This window comes from Blastococcus goldschmidtiae, from assembly GCF_031845325.1.
Classification (GTDB): domain Bacteria; phylum Actinomycetota; class Actinomycetes; order Mycobacteriales; family Geodermatophilaceae; genus Blastococcus; species Blastococcus goldschmidtiae.
The window spans coordinates 134,965-158,209 of record NZ_JAVREI010000001.1 but is presented as its reverse complement, the minus strand read 5'-3'; the positions used below and the strand labels follow the sequence as shown (position 1 = coordinate 158,209).

Genomic DNA, 23,245 nt, shown 5'->3' with positions numbered 1-23,245 from the left:
GCGCCCGGTAGGGGCTGCTGTGACGGAGGGGCCCGCCGTGACGGCGTAACCGTCCCGCGGCGGTCACTAGTCCCTGGCGGTCCGGCGCCGTCCCCGGCGGGGCTGACGCCCCGGCACGGGCTCGGTACCGAGGACGTACGAGCACTCGAGGTGGTTCCAGCCGCACCCGCGGCAGACCTCGACGGCGTACACGGTGAACTCCTCCTGGGCGGCGTCCATCCGGGCGAGCTCGACCGGGGTCTTGGCCTGGCCGGCCACGGGACCGAGGTGGTCGCCGTACACGTAGTTCACGCGGGTGAGGCGCTCCCTGCGGCACACCGGGCAGGAGGCCTCGGTCGGCTCACCGTGGTACTTCGCTGCCCGAGAGAGGTAGGGACTGGCGTCGCAGACCTCGAACAACCCGGTGCGCCCGGCGTACACCTCCGCCAGGACGGCTCGCCGCTGCAGCGAGTAGTCCACGACGGCTCGACGTCCGGGCACGGCGGCCAATGTACGTCGCGGGCCCGTGGACCGGGGAGTTCGCGACGAGCGCCACATGATGTCCACGAGCTGGTCCGGCGCTGCCGTGGCCGGCGGAGCCGCCGGTACCGGCTCGAGCTCGACCACGGGGATGTCGCGCCGAGTGGGCCCCGAAGGGGTCCGCGCAGGCGCGACGAAGGGGCTCCACGGCGCCGGGGAACGGCACCTGGCCGCGGTGCGGCCCGGAGGGTCGCCATGTCACGGTCCGCGCAGGCGCGACGAAGGGGCTCCACGGCGCCGGGGAACGGCACCTGGCCGCGGTGCGGCCCGGAGGGTCGCCATGTCGCGGTCCGCGCAGACGCGACGAAGGGGCTCCACGGCGCCGGGGAACGGCACCTGGCCGCGGTGCGGCCCGGAGGGTCGCCATGTCGCGGTCCGCGCAGGCGCGACGAGAGGGCTCCACGCAGCAGGGGACGGCAATCGGCCGCGGTGTGGTTCGGAGGACCACGATGTCGTTGTATCGTCTCGATACATCGATCGCAGGGACCGGGGGAGGCGTGGTGCTCGAGTTCGCCATCCTCGGTCTGCTGCAGCAGGCCCCGATGCACGGGTACGAACTGCGCAAGCAGCTCGCTCAGGTGCTCGGCGGGCTGCGCAGCATCTCCTACGGATCGCTGTACCCCGCGCTCAAGCGGATGCGCACGGCCGGGCTCATCAGCAGCGATGAACCTGATCCACACGCCCTGCTGCCGGCGGACGCCCCGCCGCTCACCGGCCGGCGCGGGAAGGTGGTCTACACGATCACCGCGGAGGGCAAGGAGCGCTTCCACGACCTGGTCAGCCAGACCGGGCCGGAGGCGTACGACGACGGCGGGCTCTTCGGCGTCCGCCTCGCCTTCTTCGGGCACACGGCCTCCGACGTGCGACTGCGGATCCTCGAGGGCCGCCGTCGCACCGTCGAGCGGCAGCGCGAAGGGTTGCGGTCCTCACTGTCGCGGACCCGCGAGCGGCTCGACCGCTACACCCTCGAACTGCAACGACACGGCCTGGAGTCGGTGGACCGCGAGGTCCGCTGGCTCTCGGAGCTGATCGATTCCGAACGCCGCGAGGCGTCGGGCAGCACGGCAGGACGCGAGGAGCCGGGCGCCGCACCGGCACCGGCGGCCCCTGCACCGTCATCCGCGGACCGCACCCGGTCCGCGTCCGTCGGACCCGACGAGGGTCCAGGGGAAGGAGAGCCATGGGCTCCGTGAAGGTCGCCATCGTCGGCGTCGGCAACTGCGCCGCGTCGCTCGTGCAGGGCGTGCACTACTACCGCGATGCGGACGAGAAGGCGTCGGTCCCCGGCCTGATGCACGTCCGCTTCGGCGACTACCACGTCTCGGACATCGAGTTCGTCGCCGCGTTCGACGTGGACGCCAAGAAGGTCGGCCGTGACCTCTCCGAGGCCATCGTCGCCAGCGAGAACAACACGATCAAGATCTGCGACGTGCCGCCGCTCGGCGTCTCCGTCCAGCGTGGCACCACCCTCGACGGCCTCGGCAAGTACTACCGCGAGACCATCGAGGAGTCCGACGAGCAGCCGGCCGACGTCGTCGCGGCCCTGCGGGAGTCCGGCGCCGACGTGCTCGTCTGCTACCTGCCCGTGGGGTCGCAGCAGGCCGCGGAGTTCTACGCGCAGGCCGCGATCGACGCCGGCGTCGCGTTCGTCAACGCCCTCCCCGTCTTCATCGCCGGCACCAAGGAGTGGGCGGACAAGTTCACCGCCGCCGGCGTGCCGATCGTCGGTGACGACATCAAGAGCCAGGTCGGCGCCACCATCACCCACCGCGTGCTCGCCAAGCTCTTCGAGGACCGCGGTGTGCAGCTCGACCGCACGATGCAGCTCAACGTCGGCGGCAACATGGACTTCAAGAACATGCTCGAGCGCGAGCGCCTGGAGTCCAAGAAGATCTCCAAGACCCAGGCCGTGACCAGCCAGGTCGACCGGGACATGGGCAAGGACAACGTGCACATCGGCCCCTCGGACCACGTGCCGTGGCTGAGCGACCGCAAGTGGGCCTACGTCCGCCTCGAGGGCCGCGCGTTCGGCGACGTCCCGCTGAGCCTCGAGTACAAGCTCGAGGTGTGGGACTCCCCGAACTCGGCCGGCATCATCATCGATGCCGTCCGCGCCGCGAAGATCGCCAAGGACCGCGGCATCGGCGGCCCGATCCTCTCGGCGTCCTCGTACTTCATGAAGTCCCCGCCGGTGCAGTACGACGACAGCCAGGCGCGCGACTCCGTGGAGGCCTTCATCCGCGGCGACATCGACTGAAGGACCGGCCTTCCCCCCACGCCTCGCACGCTCGGCGCGGGCCCCTGAAGGCCGGCCGTTCCAGCACCTCACGAGGGCCCGCACTCCTGCCGGAGTGCGGGCCCTCGTCGCGTCTGCCGGGCTCCGGGCCGCAGGCTCCCTACGCTGACGCCCATGCGGCCCCCGACCCTCGCGCTGCTGCCCGCACTCGGGCTGCTGGTGGCCCTGGTGGCCGGTTGCGCCGGTGACGGCGCACGCCGCGATGCCGGGGACGCCCTGACCGAGGCCGACGCGGCCCTGCTGGCCGGCCTGCTGCAGCGCAACCACGAGCAGGGCGGCGCCGACTTCGTGGTCACCGTCCCCTACGGGCGGCAGGCCGTGCTGACCCTGACCGGCGAGGTCGACTTCCGGGCCGGCACCGGCCGGGCGCAGGCGGTGACCAGCACGGGAGGCACCGAGGAGGCCCGCACCGTCTTCTTCACCCGGGACGACCTCTGGTTCGGCGACGTGCCCGGCATGGCCGAGGCGCTGGCCGGCACCGGGGAGACCTACCTGAGCCGGCCGATCGCCACGGACTCGGCGCAGCCGCCGCTGGTCGACGTCCTGGTGACCGTCGTGCTCGGACTGGCCGCCGACGACGCCGACGACCCGGCCGCCTTCCTCGACGACGGGTACAGCTGGCAGGGGCGGCGGTCGATCGACGGCCGGCCCACCGAGCTGTTCGGCCTGCCCGGCAGCCGCACCGTGGCCGTGTCCTCGACCGACGACGTGCTGGTGCAGTTCGCCACACCGCTGCCGGCCGGTCCCGGCGCCGACGACCTGGAGGCGACGACGACGCTGGCCGACCACGGCCGCCGGTCGCTGGACCTGCCGCCCGAGGAGCAGACCGCACCGGCGGCCGACCATCCCGAGCTCGCCGCGGCGCTGGGGCTCTGAGCGCGCGCCCGGGGCGGAGCTTTCACGCCCTGGACATGCGGGAAGGGGCGGCCTCTTCCCCAGACCGCCCCTTCCCAGGTACTTCCTACCAGATGACGGCGCCTTCCGGCACCGGGACTCAGTTCACCGACGGATCGGCCGGCGCGGTGCTGAGGACGGCGAGCCGTCCCGTCTGACGGCTCAGCACACGTCGCCACAGCTCGGGTCCGGAGACTTCGGCCAGGACGTCCTCCGGCGAACCGGGCACACAGGCCCAGGCTCCCTCGGCCAGCTCGCCGGCCAGCTGCCCGGGCGACCAGCCCGCGTAGCCGGCGAACACCCGCAGGCCCTGCACCCGGCCGGCCAGCGGGTCCGGGGCGACGTCGAGGTCGACCAGGTGGATCCCGTCGGCGACGGGCCGCAGCCCGCTGCCGGGCCCGGGCGGGGGCCCGACGCACCGCGCCAGGCAGAGCGCCGTGTCGGTCTCGCAGGGCCCGCCGACGTGGAACACCGCGGGAGCGACGGCCAGGTCGCACCAGCCGGGCAGCACGTCGCGGATGTCCACCTGGCTGGGGCTGCCCAGGACCACGCCCAGCGTGCCGGTCTCCGAGTGGTCGAGGACGTAGACCACGGCGCCGGCGAAGGTGGGGTCGATGAGCCCCGGCATGGCCACCAGCAGGGAGCCGGGCCGCACGTCCTCGAGCCGGCCGATGGACAGCGCCGGCACGGCCGCACGGCGGCGACCCGTCGCGGGTCGCGCGGGCGGGCCGGACTCGGGATCGGGCACCGGGGTCACCGGACCCAGTGTGCCGCACGACGGCGCCGTCGGCCCGTGCCCCGGCCTCCTAGGCTGACCGGGTGCGGGACGCGGGGACCACGGTGCGGTCGCTGCTCGTCCGCCCGGACTTCCGGCGGCTGTTCGCCACCCGGCTGCTGTCCCAGTTCGGGGACGGCGTCTTCCAGGCCGCGCTCGCCGGCACCGTGCTGTTCAACCCCCAGCGCGCGGCGGATCCGCTCGACGTCGCCGTCGGCTTCGCGGTCCTGCTGCTGCCCTGGTCGCTGATCGGCCCGTTCGCCGGGGTGTGGCTGGACCGCTGGAGCCGGCGGTCGGTGCTGCTGCGGGCCAACCTCGTGCGCGCCGGGCTGGTGGCCGCCGTGGCCGCCGTGGTGCTGGGCGGCGTCGACGGCGTGCCCTTCTACGCCGCCGGGCTGGTGGTGGTCTCGGTCAACCGGTTCGTGCTGGCGGCGCTGTCGGCCGGGCTTCCGCACACCACCGACGCGCTCGTGCCGGCGAACGCGCTCTCCACGACGTCGGGCTCCATCGCCGCGGTGGCCGGCGGAGGCGCGGCGCTCCTGCTGCTGCAGCTGACCGGCTCGAGCGACGCCGGGTACGCGGCGATCGCTCTGGCGGCAGCCGTTCCCTACCTCGCGGCCGCTGCGGTGGTCTCCGGCTTCACCCGCGGTCACCTGGGACCCGACGCCGTCGACCGGGCCGGCGCCCCGCCGGTCCGGACCGTCGCGGCGGGCATGGTCGCCGGAGCCCGGCACGCCTGGGCGCGGCCGGCCGCGGCGGCCTCGCTGGCCGCCATCGGCCTGCACCGCATCTGCTTCGGCCTGTTGACCCTCATGACCCTGCTGCTCCACCGCGGGCCACTGGAGGACGCCTCGGGCCTCTTCCCGGGCGGGCTGGCCGGCCTGGGCCAGCTGGTCGCGGCGATCGCGGCCGGTTCGCTGCTGGCGGCGGTGCTCACCCCCGCAGCGGTGCGCCGGTTCGGCCGGGTCCGCTGGACGGTCGGGCTGCTGCTCGTCGGCGCCGTCGCCCAGCCGCTGCTCGGGGCGCCGTTCCAGCCGCCCACGGTGATCGCCGGCGGGTTCGTGCTCGGGCTGGTCGGTCAGGGCGTGAAGATCTGCGTGGACGCGACCCTGCAGGAGACCGTGGACGACGACTTCCGGGGCCGGGTCTTCTCCGTCTACGACACGCTCTTCAACGTCGCCTTCGTCGCCGCCGTCCTGGCCGCGGCCCTCGTGCTGCCGCCGTCGGGCCGGTCGGTGCCGGTCCTGCTGGCCGTGGGCGCCGGCTACCTGCTGGCCGTCGCGGCCTATCTCGGCATCCGCCGGCGCCCGGTCCTGCCCGTCCCGGCCTGACGCGGGGTCAGCGCTGCTGCGCCGCCCACCACGCGCGCAGGGCCTCCTCGGCCTCGGCCGGATCCAGCGGGCCGCGCTCGAGCCGCAGCTCCTTGAGGAAGCGCCAGGCCCGGCCGACCTCGGGGCCGGGCGGGAGCCCGAGCAACTCCATGATCGCGTTCCCGTCCAGGTCCGGCCGCACCCTCGCCAGGTCCTCGGCCGCCGACAGCTCGGCGATCCGGGCCTCCAGGGAGTCGTACGTCTCCGCCAGCGCCGTGGCCCGTCGCCGGTTGCGGGTGGTGCAGTCCGAGCGCACCAGCTTGTGCAGGCGGGGGAGCAGGTCCCCGGCGTCGGTCACGTACCGGCGCACGGCCGAGTCGGTCCACTCACCGCGGCCGTAGCCGTGGAAACGCAGGTGCAGGAAGGTGAGCCGGGAGACCGCCTCGACGACGTCCTTCGGGTACTTCAGCGCCATCAGCCGCTTGCGCACCAGCTTGGCGCCGACCACCTCGTGGTGGTGGAAGGAGACCCGGCCCTTCGACTCGTGCCGCCGGGTGGCCGGCTTGCCGATGTCGTGCAGCAGGGCCGCCAGCCGCAGCACCAGGTCGGGCGACCCCGGGTCCGGATCGGCCTTCTCCAGTTCTATCGCCTGGTCCAGCACGGTCAGCGAGTGCGAGTAGACGTCCTTGTGCTGGTGGTGCTCGTCGATCTCCATGCGCAGCGCCGACAACTCCGGCAGGACGACGTCGGCCAGGCCCGTCTCGACGAAGAGCTCCAGCGCGGCGCGGGGGGAGTCCTGCAGCAGGGTCTTCGACAGCTCCGCCTGCACCCGTTCGGCGGTGATCCGGCCGAGCTCCGCCGACATCGCCGTCATGGCGCGCAGCACGTCGTCGTCGGGCACCAGGCCGAGCTGGGCGACGAAGCGGACGGCGCGCAGCATGCGCAGGGGGTCGTCGGCGAACGAGTCCTCGGCCGATCCCGGGGTGCGCAGCCGCCGGCGGATCAGGTCGCCCAGGCCGCCGAAGGGGTCGGTGACGGTGCGGTCGGGGCCGAGCGAGACGGCCATCGCGTTGACGGAGAAGTCCCGCCGGGCCAGGTCGTCGTCGAGGGAGTCCCCCCAGGCGACCTCGGGGTTGCGCGATTCCCGGTCGTAGCGGTCGGCGCGGAACGTGGTGATCTCCAGCCGGGTGCCCCGGACGTCGGCCCCCACGGTGCCGAAGGCGATCCCGGTGTTCCACGTGGAACCGGCCCAGCCGCGCAGCACCTCGAGCGTCTGCTCGGGCCGGGCGTCGGTGGTCAGGTCGAGATCGCCGGGGACCGTGCCGCTCCCCGGCCGCCCAGCGCCCGACGCGGCCGCCAGTAGCGCGTCCCGCACCGAGCCGCCCACGAGGTGGATCTGGAAGCCGGCGGCCGTGAAGCGCTCCCCGACCTCCGCGAGCACGGGGGAGAGGTCGACCAGGTCCCGCACGGTCTGCTGCACGGCCGGCGGAACCGGCTCCGCGGGCGGACGCGGTCGACCGGCCTCGCTCGGACGACTCGGGGGTTGGGCGGACACGACCAGCCAGGGTAGTGCGCGCAGTCGCGCTACCCTCCTGGCATGGCTGGGACCGGCGGACGAGGGCGCCCCGGCCGTCGGTTGCGTCGGGTCGACGAGACGTCCGCCGGTGGCCTGGTGGTCGCCGACGACGGCGTTCAGGGGCCCCGTGCCGCCCTCATCGGGCGCACCGACCGGCGTGGACGCCTGCTGTGGTCGCTGCCCAAGGGGCACATCGAGGCCGGCGAGACACCCGCGGACACCGCCGTCCGCGAGGTCGAGGAGGAGACGGGGATCATCGGTGAGGTGGTCGCTCCTCTCGGCATCATCGACTTCTGGTTCGTCGCCGACGGCCGTCGCGTGCACAAGACCGTGCACCACTTCCTCCTCCGGGCCGTCGGTGGCGCCCTGTCCGACGCCGACGTCGAGGTGACCGAAGTGGCCTGGGTGCCGTTGGACGAGCTCAGCGGCCGGCTCGCCTACGCCGACGAGCGTGCCCTCGTCGAGCGAGCACCCGGACTGCTGGCCGACACCGCGTGAGCCGGTCGGCCGCCGGTGGCGCCGGTGGTCGCCCTGCCGCCGCCTCGGGCTCCGTCCGCACCGGTACCCGGCCCGGGGCGCTGCTGCGCACCGCCGTCGTGCTCCTGCTGCTGGCGACCCTCGCGGTCCTCGCACCGCCCGCCTCCGCCGCGCCGGCCACTCCCGCCCTACCCACCCTGCCCACCCTGCCCGCCCTGGCGGACGACCCGGCGGACGACGCCCGCGATCCCGAGCGCCCGGTGCAGATCGAGGTCAGCCGGTTCGAACCGCGGACCGTGACACCGGGCTCGCTGGTCACCGTGACCGGCACCCTGACCAACACCGGGACCGCGCCCGTCGAGGACCTCAACGTCCGGTTGCAGCGCGGGGACGTGCTGCTCAGCCGGGCCGAGCTCGCCGCCGAGGACCTCGACCCCGATCCGGCGACCACCGTCGTGCCGCCCTTCCAGGCCATCCCGGAACTCGTCCTCGAGCCCGGTGCCGAGGTGCCGTTCAGCTACACCGTGGACTCCGCGGAGCTGCAGCTGGACCGCGACGGCGTCTACCCGGTGCTGCTCAACGTCAACGGCAGCATCGACGGCGACACCCGCCGGGTGGGGGAGCTGTCGACGTACGTCGTCCAGCAGCCGCTCCTCCCCGCCGCCACGACCGCCGTCGCCTGGCTGTGGCCGCTGACCGAGCGCACCCACCGCGACGCCGCCGGCCGGTTCGTCGACGACGGCCTCGCCGAGTCGGTGTCGGAGGGGGGCCGGCTCGACCGCGCGCTCGGCGTCATCGAGCGGTTGCCGCGCAGCACCCTTCCCGGCGCCTCCGCCGCGGAGCCGGCCCTCCCGGTGACCCTCGCGATCGACCCGGCGCTGGTCGAGGCGCTGCAGGTCATGGCCGCCGGCGACTACGAGGTGGCCGGCGGGACGGGCTCGGGGACCGAGGCGGCCGCGGCCTTCCTGGAGCGGCTGCGCGCCGTCGCCGCCGTGCACCCCGTGGTGGCGCTCCCCTACGGGGACGTGGACGTCGACGCGCTCGACGCCGCCGACCTCGGCGACGTCGTCACCCGGAGCCTGCCCGGCACCCCCGCGGGCACGGCGCAGGACCCGCCGGGCTCCCCGGCCGGGACGGCGGCCGAGGAGCCGCTCCTGCCGGCAGGTGGGACCGACGTCCCCGCGGAGGAGCAGCCGGCGCCCGAGGACGGCGCCGGTGCCCGCATCCTCGCCGACGCTCTCGACGTGGAGCCGCGGACGGACCTGGCCTGGGCGCCGGGTGGGACGCTGAGCGCCTCGAGCCTGGCGCGGCTCAGCGAGGGCGGGATCGACGAGGTGGTGCTCGCCCCCGGGGCGCTGACCACCGGCGACTCGGCCGTCGGCCTGACGGATCCCACCGCCGCCGCGTCGGTCACCCTGACCACGGCCGACGGGCCCGTGGACGCGCTCGTCGCCGACGCGCGGTTGAGCGACGTGGTGGCCCGCAGCGAGCACACCGACGGCGGGCCCCGGCTGGCCCAGCAGCGGTATCTCGCCGAGCTGGCCCTGCTCAACGCGCAGGCCCCGCCGGGCTCGACGCAGACCGTGCTGATCGCCCCGCCCCGGGAGATCGACGCCGGCCCCGACGGCGTCGGCGCGATGATGGCCGACACCGCATCGCTGCCGTGGCTCCGCGCGGCCACGGTGAGTTCGCTGGCTGCCGGCCCCCGCAGCGAGGACGGCGCACTGCTCGAGCCGGTCGGGCAGGTCCGCCTGGACGCCGCGGGCCTGGCCGTCGTCGACGAGGCCGTGGCCGCGCGCGACGACCTCGCCGGCGCCGTCGTGGGTGATCCCGCCCTCGCGCTGCAGGCCTTCGACGCCGCGGTGGCCCGCGCCACGTCGGTGGCGTGGCGCGACGACCCGGCGGGGTTCCGCGCGGCCGCCGACGACCTCGCCGCGACCATGCAGCGGCTCCGGAACGGCGTGACCCTGCTGGCGCCGGCCGACGGCACCTACACGCTGGCCTCGAGCGACGCCCCGCTCGTGCTGACCGTGCGCAACGACCTGCCCTTCGCCGTGCGGGTGCTGCCCCAGGTGCGATCCCGCGGCAACCGCGCGATCTCGGTCGGCGACGTCGGCGTCCAGGTGCTGGCCCCCGGTTCCCGCACGGTGCTGCAGGTACCCACCTCGATGCGCCAGTCCGGCGGCGTCGCGGTCACGGCGGCCCTCACCACGCCGGGGGGCGGCACCCTGGGCGAGCGGGTGGAGATGCAGGTGCGCAGCACGGCCTACGGACCGATCTCCCTGATCATCACGATCGGCGCGGCCGCCCTGCTGGCCCTGCTGTTCCTGCGCCGGCTGGTGCACTTCCTGCTGCGCCGCCGCGCCCGCGCCACCGGCTCCGACGCCGGCGTCCCCCCGCTCGGCCCGGACGGCCCGCCGACGCCCGTTCCCACGCGGAGCCCGGTGTGAGCACCGTTCCCGACGACGAGCAGCAGATGACCCCCGACCGGCCGCGCCCCCCGGCGGGCCGTCCGCTGCCACCTCCGCCCTACCGCGCGACACCGCCGGACGGGGCGGCCTTCGCCGCGCCCGAGGACGGCCGCGCCCCGCTGCCGCCGGTGCCGCCGCCGGTCCGGCGGGGGCACGAGGCGCCCCTGTCGCAGCCCGGCCCTGCACGCCGGACGCCGGCGCCCGGACCGCTCCCGCCGCTGCCGCCGCTGCCGCCGCTGCGGCACCGGTGGGTCCCCGCGGCCGACGAGACCCAGGTCTTCCCGATGCCGGTGCTGCCACCGGTGCCCCGGACGATCGACGACACCGACGACGACGTCGAGCAGCGCGAGGGCGCGCCCGGTGCCAGCGGGGGCATCCTGCGCGCCGCGGGCACCATGGCCGTGGCCACGTTCGTCTCCCGCATCACCGGCCTGCTGCGGACGATGGTGCTCGCCGCCGCCCTGGGCGTCGGCCTGTTCGCCGACGCCTACAACACCGTCAACACGCTGCCCAACATCGTCTACGAGCTGCTGCTCGGCGGTGTCCTGACCTCGGTGATCGTGCCGCTGCTGGTGCACGCGCAGGAACGCGACCGCGACGACGGCGTCCGGTACGCCCAGAGGCTGGCCACCGTCGCGCTGACCGGGCTGGTGGTCATGACCGTGCTGGCGATCCTCGCCGCGCCGTTGCTGACCGCGCTGCTCGGCCTCGACGAGGACCCCGAGCAGTACCGGCTGGCCAACTGGCTGGCCCGGATGCTGCTGGTCGAGATCGCCTTCTACGGGCTGGGCGCCTTCGCCCAGGCGATCCTCAACTCCCGGGGCATCTTCGGCCCGCCCGCCTGGGCGCCGGTGCTCAACAACGTGGTGGTGATCGCCACCGGCCTGGTCTTCCTCGCCGCGGCGGGCCCCGGCTCCCTCGAGCCGGCCACCGTCGCCCCCGGCCTGGTGTGGCTGCTCGGCATCGGCACGGTGCTCGGCATCGCGCTCCAGGCAGTGGTGCTCGTCCCGTTGCTCCGGAGGGCCGGGGTTCCGCTGCGGCCGCGCTGGGGCCTGCGCGACACCGGGCTGCGGGAGGCCGGGACCCTGGGGCTGTGGGTGATCGGCTACGTGGCCGTGAGCCAGATCGGCGTCGTGGTCGCGCTGCGGATCGCCAACGCCGCGCAGCGCGAGGGTGGCCTCGGCTCGTCGGTGTTCCAGTACGCCAGCCTGCTGTTCCAGATGCCCTACGGGATCATCGGCGTGGCCCTGCTGACGGCGCTGGTGCCCCGGATGAGCCGGGCCGCCGCGCGGCACGACGTGCCGGGCGTGGTCCAGGACCTCTCGCTGGGCACCCGGCTGTCTGCGCTGGGCCTGCTGCCGGTCACCGCCGTGCTCACCGTCCTCGGCCCGCCGCTCGGCGTCCTCGTCTTCGCCCGCGGCAACACCTCGGTGGAGGAGGCCCAGGCGATCGGCACGGCGCTGGCCGTCGGCGCCTTCGGGCTGCTGCCGATGGCGGTGACCCTGCTGCAGCTCCGGGTGTTCTACGCGATGAAGGACGCCCGCACGCCGACGCTGATCCAGGTCGGCATGGTGGCCGTCCGCGTGCCGCTGCTGCTGCTCGTCCCCGTGGTCGTCGGTCCCGAGCGCGTCGTCGCGGGCCTGATGCTCGTCACCAGCCTCACCTACGTCGCCGGGTGGGTCATCGGTGGCCTCGCGCTGCGCCGGCGGTTCGGCGGGCTGCGCACCCGGGAGACGTTCGGCCCGGTCGCAGCCATGGCGGCGGCAGCGCTGGTCGCGGGCCTGGTGGGCAAGCTTGTCCTGATCGTGACCGATGACCTGCTCGGATCGTCCACCGCAGGGTCGCTCGGCCGGGTGCTGCTCGGTACCGTGGTCATCGGCGCCGCGGCACTCGCAGGTCTCGTGGTCGCCCGTGTCCCGGAGATCCGCGAGCCCCTGGCAGCCGTCAGAGCGCGCGTCCGGCGCGGATGACCGGTCCTCCGCGGGACGCGGTGCCCACGCCGGTGCAGACGCATCGGCCGCTCGAGCAGAACAGGAGGTCGACGGTGTCGATGACGTCCACGGTCACCGGCCTCCCGGAGCGTTACCGGCCACTGGACCAGGTGGGCCCCGACGAGCAGACCGAGACCGGCGTCATCCAGACCTGGCGGGCCAAGGACCGGATCCTCAACCGCGACGTCGCGGTCCGCGTGCACACCCCCGCGGGCCCCGCCGCGCACGCCTGGATCACCCGGGCGCTGACCGCCGGCGGCCTGGCCACCCCGGCCCTCGCGATGGTCTACGACGCCTCCGAGGGCAGCGTGGGGACGCCGGGCGACGACGCCTCGCCCGGCGGAGCGGCCTACGTCGTCAACGAGTGGATCGACGGCGAGGCGCTGTCCGACCGGCTGGCCGAGGGGCCGCTCCCGGAGCGGGAGGTGCGCACCGTGCTGCGCCGCCTCGCCGACGGCGTCGCCGAGGCCCACCGCGTCGGCCTGGCGGTCGGCGGACTCACCCCCCAGAACGTGGTGCTGCGGCCCAACGGCCTGGTGGGCCTGCGGGGTGTGCCCGCGGCCACCGGCTCGATCGACGGCGACGTCGCGGCGCTGGGCGCCCTGCTGGACGCCTGCCTCACCGGTCTCCGGCCCGGGGAGCCCGAGCCCCGGCCGCTGACCGGTCCCTCCGACCTCGTGGCGCTGGCCCGGCGGGCGCGGTCGACGGAACCCGGTCAGGCCCTGTCCAGCGTGGCCGCCATGGCGGCCATCCTGGCCGAGCGCCCGCGCAGCCGGCCGTCGACGGGCGGCTCCCGGGCCGACCGGAACGACAGCCAGCGATCGGACCGGCAGCGCTCCGGGGCGCCCGTCCGCCTGGACCGCGACACCCTGCCGCCGGTTCCACCCGTGCGCCCGGCCGGACCGGGCACCGCGGTGTCACCGGTCGCCCTCGGCGGCGACACCGTCCACGCCCGGTCCGTCGTCCCCACCTCCGGTGCCTACGCGGGCACCCCGTCCCAGCCGTCCGACGACGGGCTCTTGTCCGACGACCTCTACACCGGCCCGGCGACCGGTTCCTCCACCTTCGACGACGACGACGACGAGGACGGCGCCCGCCGGCACAAGCTGCTCGTCGTCGGTCTGCCCCTGCTCGCGCTGCTGGTGGTGATCGCGCTGGCGTGGTGGGTGGGCACCAGCCTGCTGTCGGTCGCCGGCTCGGTCGACGAGGACGCACCGCCGTCGATCAGCGTGCCGACGGCCGGCCCGTCGGACGGGGCAGAGGAGGAGGACGGGACAGGGGACGCTGGCCCCGTCGCGGGCCCGGAGGTGGCCATCAGCGAGGCTTCGATCTTCGACCCGGGCGGCGACGGGGCGCCGGAGAACGACGGCGACGTCCCGCTCACCTTCGACGGCGACCCGGCGACGACGTGGTCGACGCTGAACTACCGCGGATCGCCGGCCTTCGGCAACCTCAAGCCCGGTGTCGGTGTGCTGTACGACCTCGGCAGCGCCCAGGAGGTGGCCGGGGTCACCGTGACCACCCCGAGCCCGGGCGCGACCGTGGAGGTCCGGACCGCGGAGACGGCGGCCGGCGCCCTGGAGGGCTTCGACGTGGCCGCCGCCGCCACGCTGGAGGACACCACCGAGCTGGCTTTCGACGAACCGGCCCAGGCCCGCTACGTGCTGCTCTGGATCACCGGACTCGTGGACGGTCCCGACGGCTTCTCCGCCCAGATAGGCGAGATCACGGTCCAGGCGGCCGGCTGACCTCCCGGGCGGCCCACCCCCCGGTGGAATGCCGCCCCTACGATCGTCGTTGTGCCGCCTGTGAGTGACTCCCCCACGCCCGGTCCCGCCGTCACGACGGAGGAGATCGTCGACCCCGTCATCCCGCCGGCCGAGCACGACGGCGTCCGCGACCTGATCATCATCGGGTCCGGCCCTGCGGGCTACACCGCGGCCACCTACGCGGCCCGGGCCAACCTGCACCCGCTGGTGTTCGAGGGCTCCCAGTTCGGCGGCGCGCTGATGACGACCACCGAGGTGGAGAACTTCCCCGGCTTCCCGGCGGGCATCCAGGGCCCCCAGCTCATGGACGACATGCGCACCCAGGCCGAGAAGTTCGGCGCCGAGCTCGTCCCCCGCGACGTCACCGAGGTCGACCTCACCGCGAACCCGAAGATCGTGAAGGTCGGCGACGAGGTGCACCGGGCACACGCGGTCATCGTGGCCACGGGCTCCAAGTACCGGTACCTCGGCCTGGAGAACGAACAGCGCCTGCTGGGCCGCGGCGTCTCCGCCTGTGCCACCTGCGACGGCTTCTTCTTCCGCGACCAGGACATCGTCGTCGTCGGCGGCGGTGACTCGGCGATGGAGGAGGCCACCTTCCTCACCCGCTTCGCCAAGAGCGTCACCGTCGTCCACCGGCGGGAGGAGCTGCGGGCGTCCAAGATCATGCAGAAGCGCGCGCAGGACAACGAGAAGATCCGCTGGGCGCTGGGCAAGCAGGTCACCGAAGTCCTGGGCGACACCACCGTCTCCGGCGTCGAGCTGACCGACGGCAGCGGGGCCACCGAGACGCTGCCCGTGAGCGGGCTGTTCGTGGCCATCGGCCACGACCCGCGCACGGAGCTGTTCGTCGGCCAGCTCAAGCTGGACGACGAGGGCTACGTGCAGGTCGAGCACCCCACCACCCGCACGAACATCGACGGTGTCTTCGCGTGCGGCGACGTCGTCGACCACATCTACCGCCAGGCCATCACCTCGGCCGGCACCGGTGCGGCCGCGGCGATCGACGCCGAGCGCTGGCTCGCCGACACCTTCGACGAGCGCTGAGCGGGCATAGAACCACCGTTCCGCGGGTTCCACCCACAGGACAGCGCTGATCGACTCAGAGCAAGCCGACGAGAGGGAGAACGACCGATGGCAGGCAACACCGTGACGGTCACCGACACCAGCTTCGCGTCCGACGTGCTGGGCAGCGACAAGCCCGTGCTCGTGGACTTCTGGGCGGAGTGGTGCGGACCCTGCAAGATGGTCGCGCCCGTGCTGGAGGAGATCGCCGCCGAGCACGGCGACAAGCTGACCATCGCCAAGCTCAACATCGACGAGAACCCGCAGATCGCCCGCGACTACCAGGTCATGTCGATCCCGACGATGACGGTGTTCCAGGGCGGCCAGCCGGTGAAGAGCATCATCGGCGCCAAGCCCAAGGGCGCGATCCTGAACGACCTCGCCGACTACCTGTGATGCCCGGCCCCTGCTCCGGCAGGGGCCGCCACGCTGAGTGACAACGGGTCCACCTGTCCACCCGGGCAGGTGGACCCGTCGGCGTCCGGGGACCCCGGCTGGGCCGAGGACGGCGTCGGGGACGACAATCAGGACACGATGGGAGCCAACGGCGGTATGCGAATCCTGGGCCCGGGTGACCGCGGCGCCGCCGTGGCGGACGTGCAGACCGCGCTGCGCAGCCTCGGGCTGCTGCCCGATGCCGACGGAGCGTCCGCGCCGCGCCCACCGCACGCCATGGCCACACTTCCCGACGTGGCGCTGGACTCCGCCGTCTTCGACGACGCCACCGAGCTCGCGGTCCGGCACTTCCAGCAGAACCGCGGGCTGTCGGTCGACGGGCGGGTCGGCGAGGAGACCTACCGCGCCCTCAACGAGGCGCGCTGGTCGCTGGGGGACCGGCTCCTGCGCTACGACCCCGAGCGCGCCATCCGCGGGGACGACGTCATCAACCTGCAGGAGCGCCTGCACGAGCTCGGCTACGACGCCGGGCCCGTCGACGGCATCTTCGGCGGCGACACCGAGGCCGGTCTGCGCGCCTTCCAGCGCGACTACGGCCTCACCTCCGACGGCACCTGCGGCCCGGGCACGTTGCGGGCCCTGCGCCAGCTCGGCCGGAAGGTGACCGGTGGACGCCCGCAGCTGCTGCGGCAGAGCGCGTCCTTCGTCGACAGCGGCCCGCACCTGATCAGCCGGCGGATCGTGGTCGACCCCGGCCACGGGGGCACCGATCCCGGCCACACCTACGGCGAGACGACCGAGGCCGACCTCGTCTTCGACCTCGCCTCACGGATCGAGGGCCGGCTCGCCGCCGCCGGAGCGACGGTATACCTGACCCGCGGCCGCAACCAGAACCCGACGGCGGCCGAACGCACCGCCTTCGCCAACGACGCCCGCGCCGACCTGTTCCTCTCCCTGCACCTGGACGCGCACGCCTCCGAGCACGCCCGCGGGGTGGCGAGCTACTACTACGGCACCGGATCGGGCGCGTCGTCCACCGTCGGTGAGCAGTTCGCCAACCTCGCGCGCCGCGAGGTGGTCGCCCGCACCGGGCTGCTGGACCTGGGGTCGCATTTCAAGACCTGGGACCTGCTGCGGATGACGCGGATGCCGTCCGTGCGGCTGGACTGCGGCTACCTCTCCCACCCCGTGGACCGGTTGCTGCTGCTGGACGCCCGGCTGCGCGCCTCGATCGCCCAGGGCGTGCTGGCAGCCGTGCAGCGGTTGTTCCTGCCCGCGGAGGCCGACCCCCCCACGGGCACCTTCACCCTGTCGTCCTTCGACGGCACCCGCTGAGCCATGACATCGTCGTCCTCCGCCGGGATCAGGTGACCTGATCGTCGAGCGTCCTACCTCACCGTGCACGGTCAGGGAGGACGCCCGGAGGTGAGGGAGGACGTGTGTCCGGGGCGGGGACAGCGGGCGCCCGGCGAGTGTGACGGGGCGGTCCGCTCGGCGTCCCGGAACTCGATTCCCCGCGGGCTTAGACTTCGAAGGTGGCCACTCTCCCGCCCGGCTCGTCGGCCGGTTCCGGACAGCAGGGCGCGCACCGCGGTGCGCCCCACCCCTCCCCGCGGCATCCGCGGCTGGACCCGCTGGCCGACCGCTACGCAGCACGCACCCATGGGATGAAGAGCTCGGAGATCCGGGCGCTGTTCTCCGTGGTGAGCCGGCCCGAGGTGGTCTCGCTGGCCGGCGGCATGCCCGCGGTCACCGCGCTGCCCCTGGACGCCGTCGGCTCGATGATCGGCGACCTGGTCTCCGGCATGGGCGCCCAGACGCTCCAGTACGGCTCCGGCCAGGGTGATCCCCGTCTGCGCGAGCGGATCTGCGACGTGATGGCCCTCGAGGGCATCACCGACGCCTCGCCCAGCGAGGTCGTCGTCACGGTCGGCTCCCAGCAGGCGCTGGACCTGGTCACCCGCGTCTTCGTCGACCCCGGTGACGTCATCCTGGCCGAGGCGCCGTCCTACGTCGGCGCCCTGGGCGTCTTCCAGTCGGCCGAGGCCCGCGTCCGGCACGTGGCGATGGACGACGACGGGCTGATCCCCGAGGCCCTCGAGGAGGCGCTGAAGGAGTGCCGCGCCAACGGCGACCGGGTCAAGTTCCTGTACACGGTGCCGAACTTCCACAACCCCGCCGGCGTCACGCTGACCGAGCCTCGCCGCCAGGCGATCGTCGCCCTGGCCGAGAAGTACGACCTGCTGGTCATCGAGGACAACCCCTACGGCCTGCTCGGCTTCGAGCACGAGCCCATGCGCGCGCTGCGCGCCCGCAACTCCGAGCGGATCATCTACCTGGGCTCGTTCTCCAAGACGTTCTCCCCAGGTCTGCGCGTGGGCTGGGTGCTCGCGCCCCTCGCCGTCCGCGAGAAGCTGGTGCTCGCGACCGAGGCGCAGGTGCTCTGCCCGCCGTCGCTCACCCAGTACGCCGTAGCCCGGTACCTGGACACCCAGCCGTGGCGCGAGCAGATCAAGCTGTTCACCGAGCTCTACCGCGAGCGCCGGGACGCCTGCCTCGAGTCGCTCGAGGCGCTGATGCCGGCCGGTACGACCTGGACCAAGCCGGACGGCGGCTTCTACGTGTGGCTCAAGCTGCCGAACGGGCTGGACGCCAAGCTGATGCAGCCGCGGGCGGTGAACGCGCTCGTCGCCTACGTCCCGGGCATCGGCTTCTACGCCGACGGCAGCGGCCAGGAGTACATGCGGCTGTCCTACTGCTACCCCGAGCCCGACCAGATCCGCGAGGGCGTCCGGCGGCTGGCCCGGGTCATCGAGGCGGAGCTGGACCTGCACAGCACCTTCGACTCCGTCGACACCGGCAGCTTCCGCGCGATCCGGCCGGGCACGGAGTTCACCGGCTCCGGCACGATCGTCGGCCCCGCCAACAGCAACGCCTACGAGGACGGCCGATGACCGAGTCCGCACCCGCACCGGCCCCCGAGACCGGGAACGACCCGCACCCGCTGCGCGCCGTGGTCCTCGCCGGCGGGCTCACCTTCGAGCGCGAGGTCTCGCTCTCCTCGGGCACCCAGGTCGTCGAGGAGCTGACCCGCGCCGGTCTGGACGCCGAACTGCGCGACGCCGACGCCGAGCTCCTGCCCGGGCTCGCGGCTGCACCCGCCGACGCCGTCTTCATCGCGCTGCACGGCGCCACCGGTGAGGACGGCGCCCTGCGTGCCGTCCTCGACCTGGCCGGCGTGCCCTACGTGGGCTCCCCCGCGGCGGCCTGTCGGCTGGCGTGGGACAAGCCGGCCGCGAAGTCCGTCGTCCGGTCCGCCGGGATCACCACCCCCGACTGGGTGGCCCTCCCGCACAGCACCTTCCGCGAGCTCGGCGCGGGCACCGTGCTCGACCTGATGGTCGCCCGGCTGGGGCTGCCCCTCATGGTCAAGCCCGCGTCGGGGGGATCGGCGCTGGGCGTGCAGAAGATCAGCCGGGTGGAAGACCTCCCGGCCGCCATGGTGAGCTGCTTCGCCTACGGGGACACCGTGATGGTCGAGCGCTACGTGGAGGGCGTGGAGGTTGCGCTCGCGGTCGTCGATCTCGGCGACGGCCCCCAGGCGATGCCGGCGGTCGAGATCGAGCCGGAGTCCGGCGTCTTCGACTACACCGCCCGCTACACCCCCGGCCTGACCGAGTACCACGCACCGGCCCGCATCCCGGACGACGTCGCCGCCCGGGCCGCGGCGGTCGCGGTGCGCGTGCACGAGGTGCTCGGGCTCGCCGACCTGTCCCGCACCGACGCGATCATCACCACGGACGGCGAGGTGCACTTCCTCGAGGTGAACGTGTCGCCAGGGCTGACCGAGACGTCGATGTTCCCGATGGCCGTCGAGGCCGCCGGCTACGAGCTCGGCGACGTCATCGCCCGGCTTCTCGCGGCTCGGGCTTCCTCGCCCCGCTGACACCGCACGCACCGACGAGCGCCGCTTAACGTCTGTGACGTTAAGCGGCGCTCGTCGGTGGATAGGCGCTGGTCAGGCCTCTGGACGTCGTCCGGTGATCTCGGGGGCCATCACGCCGATGATCCGCTGGAGGTCGTCGACCGAGCCGAACTCGACGACGATCTTCCCCTTGGACCGGCCGATCTGGATCTTGACCTTCGTCTCGAACCGGTCGGAGAGCCGGGAGCCGAGCTCCTCGACCCCGGGAGCCGAGATGTTGCGGGTCCGGCGCTTCGCGGTGGGGCGCTCGGCCGCGGCCATCGCGACCGCCTCCTCGGTGGCCCGCACCGACATGCCCTCCGCCACGATCCGGGTCGCCAGGGCGTCCTGGGCGTCGGCGTCCGGAAGGCCGAGCAGCGCGCGGGCGTGCCCGGCGGAGATGACACCGGCGGCCACCCGGGTCTGCACCTTCACCGGCAGCTTCATCAGCCGGATCGTGTTGGTGACCTGCGAGCGGCTGCGGCCGATCTTGCTGGCCAGCTCCTCGTGGGTGGCGCCGAACTCCTCCAGCAGCTGCTGGTAGGCCGCGGCCTCCTCGAGCGGGTTGAGCTGGACCCGGTGGATGTTCTCCAGCAGGGCGTCGCGCAGCATCGCGTCGTCGGTGGTGTCGCGGACGATCGCCGGGACCGTCTCGAGCCCGGCCGCGCGGGCGGCGCGCAGCCGGCGCTCGCCCATGATGAGCTCGTAGGTGACGGTCCCGCCGTCGGCGCCGGGGTTCTCCCGCACGACGATCGGCTGCAGGAGTCCGAACTCCTTGACGCTGTGGCTGAGCTCCTCCAGCGCCTCGTCGTCGAAGACCTGGCGGGGCTGCTTGGGGTTCGGCACGACGTCGTCGACCGAGACCTCGCGCAGCTGCGCACCGGGGACACCGAGCGCACCCGGCGCCTCGACCGGCGGGGCGATGCCGACGTCGACCCCTGCGGCGGCCGGGGCAGCCGGGACGTCGGAGGCGTCAGGGGTGGGGCGGTCGGCCGTCGAGGGCTCGGCGGGAGGCGGCACGAGGCTCACCGGCGACGGTGCGGCCGTCGACGGCGACTCGTCCGCCCCGGACCGGTCAGCCGGCTCCGTGGACTGCGGGGGAGCAGTGGGCGCCGACGGGGGCGGGCCGGTCGGGATGAGGGCGGCCAGTCCGCGACCCAGTCCACCGCGCTTGCTCATCTTGGCTCCTCGTTGGGGATCGCGCTCACTGGCCGTCCTGCGTGCTCACGCCATCGGCGACGGCGAACGCCGTCGCCGCGCCTGGCGTGCTGGTGCGGTCGATCGGGGGCAGGCCCACGCCGCGATGGGCGAGCTCGCGGGCTGCCTCGACGTAGCTGGTGGACCCGCGCGAGCCAGGGTCGTAGGTGAGCACGGACTGGCCGTAGCCCGGCGCCTCCGACACGCGCACGTTGCGCGGGATGACCGCGTCGAGCACCACGTCGCCGAAGTGGTTGCGCACCTCGTCGGCGACCTGGTCGGCGAGCTTGGTCCGACCGTCGTACATGGTGAGCAGGATGGTGCGGACGGCGATGCCCGGGTTGAGGTGCTGCCGGACGAGGTCGATGTTGTTGAGCAGCTGACCCAGCCCCTCCAGCGCGTAGTACTCGCACTGGATGGGGATGAGGACCTCGTCGCCGGCGACCAGCGCGTTGAGCGTCAGCAGCCCGAGGGACGGCGGGCAGTCGATGAGCACGTAGTGCGGGCGCTTCTCCGGGGGGAGGGCGGCGATGTAGCCCTCGATCGCCCGGCGCAGCCGATGCTCGCGGGCGACGACCGAGACCAGCTCGATCTCCGCGCCGGCCAGGTCGATGGTGGCCGGTACGCAGAGCAGGTGCGGGCTGGCCGTCGTCGGGTGCACCACCTCGGTCAGCGTGCTGTCGCCGACGAGGGCGTCGTAGATCGACGGCGTCCCGACCGTGTGGTCGACACCGAGGGCCGTGCTCGCGTTGCCCTGCGGATCGAGGTCGATGACCAGCGTCCGCAGGCCGTAGAGCGCCAGGGCGACGCCGAGGTTCACCGTGGACGTCGTCTTGCCGACGCCGCCCTTCTGGTTCGCGATGGTGATGATGCGGATCCGCGCGGGCGCCGGGAAAGGATCCTGGTCGGCCGCGTGCAGCACGCGGGTCGCCCGCAGCGCCTCCATCGCGATGGGGCTGTCGAAGTCCGCCATGCCCCCGGAGGACGACTGGTCGGCCGCGAGGCTGCTCCGCAGCCGCTCGCCCGGGTCGCTCATCGCAGTCCCTCCTGGTGCCGTTTCACGTGGAACGGGTCGGGTAGCTGTACCTGTTCCACGTGGAACAGGCTCGTGGAACGGCCCGCCGTCACCTCGCGGGGGAGAGCCGTCACCGTGCCCCACGCGTCATGACGACCACGGTAGTGGCAGCGGCCCCCAGGGATGCACCGACCGCCCGCGGATGGATGTCCCGCATGCCCGCCGCCTCCAGTTCCGGGATCAGCGCCGGGAGCTCCGCCAGGGCACGGGCACCGACGAGGGCCACCAGCTGGGTGCCCGGACGCAGCAGCCCCCGGCACCAGCCGACGAGCCGGGGGAGCGGGGCCACGGCGCGGGCGGTGACGACGTCGACCGGCCCGACGGAACCGGCCACCGACCGCTCCTCGGCCCGCCCACGGAGCACCTGCCACGGTGTGCGCTGGGCGTCGGCGAGCTCGGCGACCGCCTCCTGGAGGAACTCGACGCGGCGCGCCATCGGCTCGACCAGGGTGAGGGCGATGTCGCGGCGGGCCAGGCCCAGCGGGATCCCAGGCAGCCCCGCTCCACTCCCGACGTCGACCACGCGGGCGCCCTGGGGCACGGCCTCGGCGACCGCCGCACTGTTCAGCACGTGCCGCTCCCAGAGCCGGGGGACCTCGCGCGGCCCGATCAGGCCCCTCGCCACACCTGCGGAGGCGAGCTTCGCGACGAAGGCGCACGCCGCCGGGAGCGCGTCCCCGAAGACCTCCCCGGCCACCGCGGGCGGCGGCGGGGCGTCGGGAGTCGGCTCGGTCACGAGGCCTCCTCGCCGGCGCTCGTCAGCCGCGTCCGCGGGGCAGGTCCACCCACCGGTTCGCTCGCTCGACGGCTCACCGGTCCGGCAGGACCACGACGCGGCGGTTCGGCTCCTCGCCCTCGGACTCGCTGTGCACGCCCTCGACACCGGCGATGACGTCGTGGACGACCTTGCGTTCGAACGGGTTCATCGGGCTGAGCCGCTCCGGCTGCCCGCTGCCGGAGACCCGGCGGGCGGTCTCGCCGGCCAGTGCCGTCAGATCGGCCCGGCGCTTGGCGCGGAAGCCGCCGACGTCCAGCATCAACCGGCTGCGCACTCCGGTCGACTGCGCGACGGCGAGCCGGGTGAGCTCCTGCAGCGCCTCGAGGGTGGCGCCGTCCGGACCGATCAGGTCGTTCAGCCGGCCACCCACGATGGCGACCGAGGCGCGATCCCCCTCGACGTCGAGGTCGATGTCCCCGTCCACGTCGAGGATGTCGAGGAGTCGCTCGAGGTAGTCACCGGCGACGTCCCCTTCCTGGACCAGCAGGGCCTCCCCACGCGGCCCGGTGGACCCAGGGGCCCCACCCGCCCCGTCGGAGTCCAGGTCAGCCGCCTCGACGAGGGCGTCGTCGCTGGCGGCGTCGGCGTCCGGCAGCGCCGGGGCGGTGTCGGTGGTGTGCTGCTGCGGGGCACTCACGGAGGTTCCTCCACTGTCGGTTCGGGCATCCGGGTCGGCCCCGGTGGTCATGGTC

At 74.0% G+C, this 23,245-nt stretch carries 20 protein-coding genes; 13 read left to right on the top strand and 7 right to left on the bottom strand.

Annotated features, from left to right (window positions below; genetic code table 11):
* Window positions 1-66 precede the first annotated feature (66 nt).
* On the bottom strand, window positions 67-480 hold the full coding sequence (locus RM425_RS00775) for a DUF5318 family protein (RefSeq protein WP_311343272.1): 414 nt from the start codon (window positions 478-480) through the stop codon (window positions 67-69).
* 539 nt (window positions 481-1,019) lie between these two features.
* Here RM425_RS00775 and RM425_RS00770 point away from each other — a divergent pair.
* The 3 genes from RM425_RS00770 to RM425_RS00760 all read left to right on the top strand — a co-directional run bounded on the left by RM425_RS00770 (window position 1,020) and on the right by RM425_RS00760 (window position 3,691).
* Entirely contained in the window at window positions 1,020-1,712 is a 693-nt protein-coding gene (locus RM425_RS00770; protein WP_311343271.1) for a PadR family transcriptional regulator, read from the top strand.
* Window positions 1,700-2,776, top strand: coding sequence for an inositol-3-phosphate synthase (locus RM425_RS00765; protein WP_311343270.1), 1,077 nt, complete (start codon window positions 1,700-1,702; stop codon window positions 2,774-2,776). The genes RM425_RS00770 and RM425_RS00765 overlap by 13 nt, the downstream gene beginning before the upstream one ends.
* Window positions 2,777-2,929: 153 nt before the next feature.
* Window positions 2,930-3,691, top strand: coding sequence for a hypothetical protein (locus RM425_RS00760; protein WP_311343269.1), 762 nt, complete (start codon window positions 2,930-2,932; stop codon window positions 3,689-3,691).
* A gap of 118 nt (window positions 3,692-3,809) precedes the next feature.
* Here the strand turns inward: RM425_RS00760 and RM425_RS00755 are convergent, their stop codons facing one another.
* Window positions 3,810-4,466 carry a YqgE/AlgH family protein gene (locus tag RM425_RS00755; protein ID WP_311343268.1) on the bottom strand — a complete coding sequence of 219 codons (657 nt, stop codon included), beginning with the start codon at window positions 4,464-4,466 and terminating at the stop codon, window positions 3,810-3,812.
* A gap of 62 nt (window positions 4,467-4,528) precedes the next feature.
* Here RM425_RS00755 and RM425_RS00750 point away from each other — a divergent pair, with 62 nt between their 5' ends.
* Entirely contained in the window at window positions 4,529-5,815 is a 1,287-nt protein-coding gene (locus RM425_RS00750; protein WP_311343267.1) for an MFS transporter, read from the top strand.
* Window positions 5,816-5,822: 7 nt separating this feature from the next.
* On the opposite strand, the gene RM425_RS00745 is transcribed toward RM425_RS00750, so the two are convergent.
* Entirely contained in the window at window positions 5,823-7,274 is a 1,452-nt protein-coding gene (locus RM425_RS00745) for a CCA tRNA nucleotidyltransferase (protein ID WP_311343266.1), read from the bottom strand.
* 117 nt (window positions 7,275-7,391) lie between these two features.
* Between RM425_RS00745 and RM425_RS00740 the strand changes: the two genes are divergently transcribed.
* The 9 genes from RM425_RS00740 (at window position 7,392) to RM425_RS00700 (ending at window position 19,485) form a co-directional block, all read left to right on the top strand.
* Window positions 7,392-7,868, top strand: a complete 477-nt coding sequence (locus RM425_RS00740; RefSeq protein WP_311343265.1) for an NUDIX hydrolase — start codon at window positions 7,392-7,394, stop codon at window positions 7,866-7,868.
* Complete coding sequence (locus tag RM425_RS00735; RefSeq protein WP_311343264.1) at window positions 7,865-10,297, top strand: DUF6049 family protein; 2,433 nt, start codon at window positions 7,865-7,867, stop codon at window positions 10,295-10,297. The genes RM425_RS00740 and RM425_RS00735 overlap by 4 nt, the downstream gene beginning before the upstream one ends.
* Entirely contained in the window at window positions 10,294-12,288 is a 1,995-nt protein-coding gene (murJ, locus tag RM425_RS00730; protein WP_311343263.1) for a murein biosynthesis integral membrane protein MurJ, read from the top strand. Before RM425_RS00735 ends, murJ begins: the two co-directional genes overlap by 4 nt.
* 80 nt (window positions 12,289-12,368) lie before the next feature.
* The gene (locus RM425_RS00725; RefSeq protein WP_311344014.1) at window positions 12,369-14,057 is read left to right on the top strand and encodes a protein kinase family protein; all 1,689 of its coding nucleotides are present in this window, start codon (window positions 12,369-12,371) and stop codon (window positions 14,055-14,057) included.
* Between the two features lie 51 nt (window positions 14,058-14,108).
* Window positions 14,109-15,125, top strand: coding sequence for a thioredoxin-disulfide reductase (gene trxB, locus RM425_RS00720; RefSeq protein ID WP_311343262.1), 1,017 nt, complete (start codon window positions 14,109-14,111; stop codon window positions 15,123-15,125).
* A gap of 87 nt (window positions 15,126-15,212) precedes the next feature.
* Window positions 15,213-15,539 carry a thioredoxin gene (gene trxA, locus RM425_RS00715; RefSeq protein WP_311343261.1) on the top strand — a complete coding sequence of 109 codons (327 nt, stop codon included), beginning with the start codon at window positions 15,213-15,215 and terminating at the stop codon, window positions 15,537-15,539.
* 69 nt (window positions 15,540-15,608) lie between these two features.
* Window positions 15,609-16,874, top strand: a complete 1,266-nt coding sequence (locus RM425_RS00710; protein ID WP_311343260.1) for an N-acetylmuramoyl-L-alanine amidase — start codon at window positions 15,609-15,611, stop codon at window positions 16,872-16,874.
* A 200-nt stretch (window positions 16,875-17,074) separates the two neighbouring features.
* On the top strand, window positions 17,075-18,493 hold the full coding sequence (locus tag RM425_RS00705) for an aminotransferase-like domain-containing protein (protein WP_311343259.1): 1,419 nt from the start codon (window positions 17,075-17,077) through the stop codon (window positions 18,491-18,493).
* Window positions 18,490-19,485 carry a D-alanine--D-alanine ligase family protein gene (locus tag RM425_RS00700; protein ID WP_311343258.1) on the top strand — a complete coding sequence of 332 codons (996 nt, stop codon included), beginning with the start codon at window positions 18,490-18,492 and terminating at the stop codon, window positions 19,483-19,485. The genes RM425_RS00705 and RM425_RS00700 overlap by 4 nt, the downstream gene beginning before the upstream one ends.
* A gap of 72 nt (window positions 19,486-19,557) precedes the next feature.
* Here RM425_RS00700 and RM425_RS00695 read toward each other — a convergent pair whose 3' ends face one another.
* The 4 genes from RM425_RS00695 to RM425_RS00680 form a co-directional block, all read right to left on the bottom strand.
* A complete protein-coding gene (locus tag RM425_RS00695; RefSeq protein ID WP_311343257.1) occupies window positions 19,558-20,682 on the bottom strand; it encodes a ParB/RepB/Spo0J family partition protein in 1,125 nt (374 codons plus the stop codon).
* Between the two features lie 25 nt (window positions 20,683-20,707).
* The gene (locus RM425_RS00690) at window positions 20,708-21,736 is read right to left on the bottom strand and encodes a ParA family protein (RefSeq protein WP_311343256.1); all 1,029 of its coding nucleotides are present in this window, start codon (window positions 21,734-21,736) and stop codon (window positions 20,708-20,710) included.
* 109 nt (window positions 21,737-21,845) lie between these two features.
* Entirely contained in the window at window positions 21,846-22,511 is a 666-nt protein-coding gene (rsmG, locus tag RM425_RS00685) for a 16S rRNA (guanine(527)-N(7))-methyltransferase RsmG (protein ID WP_311343255.1), read from the bottom strand.
* Window positions 22,512-22,584: 73 nt separating this feature from the next.
* Window positions 22,585-23,190, bottom strand: coding sequence for a Jag family protein (locus RM425_RS00680; protein ID WP_311343254.1), 606 nt, complete (start codon window positions 23,188-23,190; stop codon window positions 22,585-22,587).
* Window positions 23,191-23,245 lie beyond the last annotated feature (55 nt).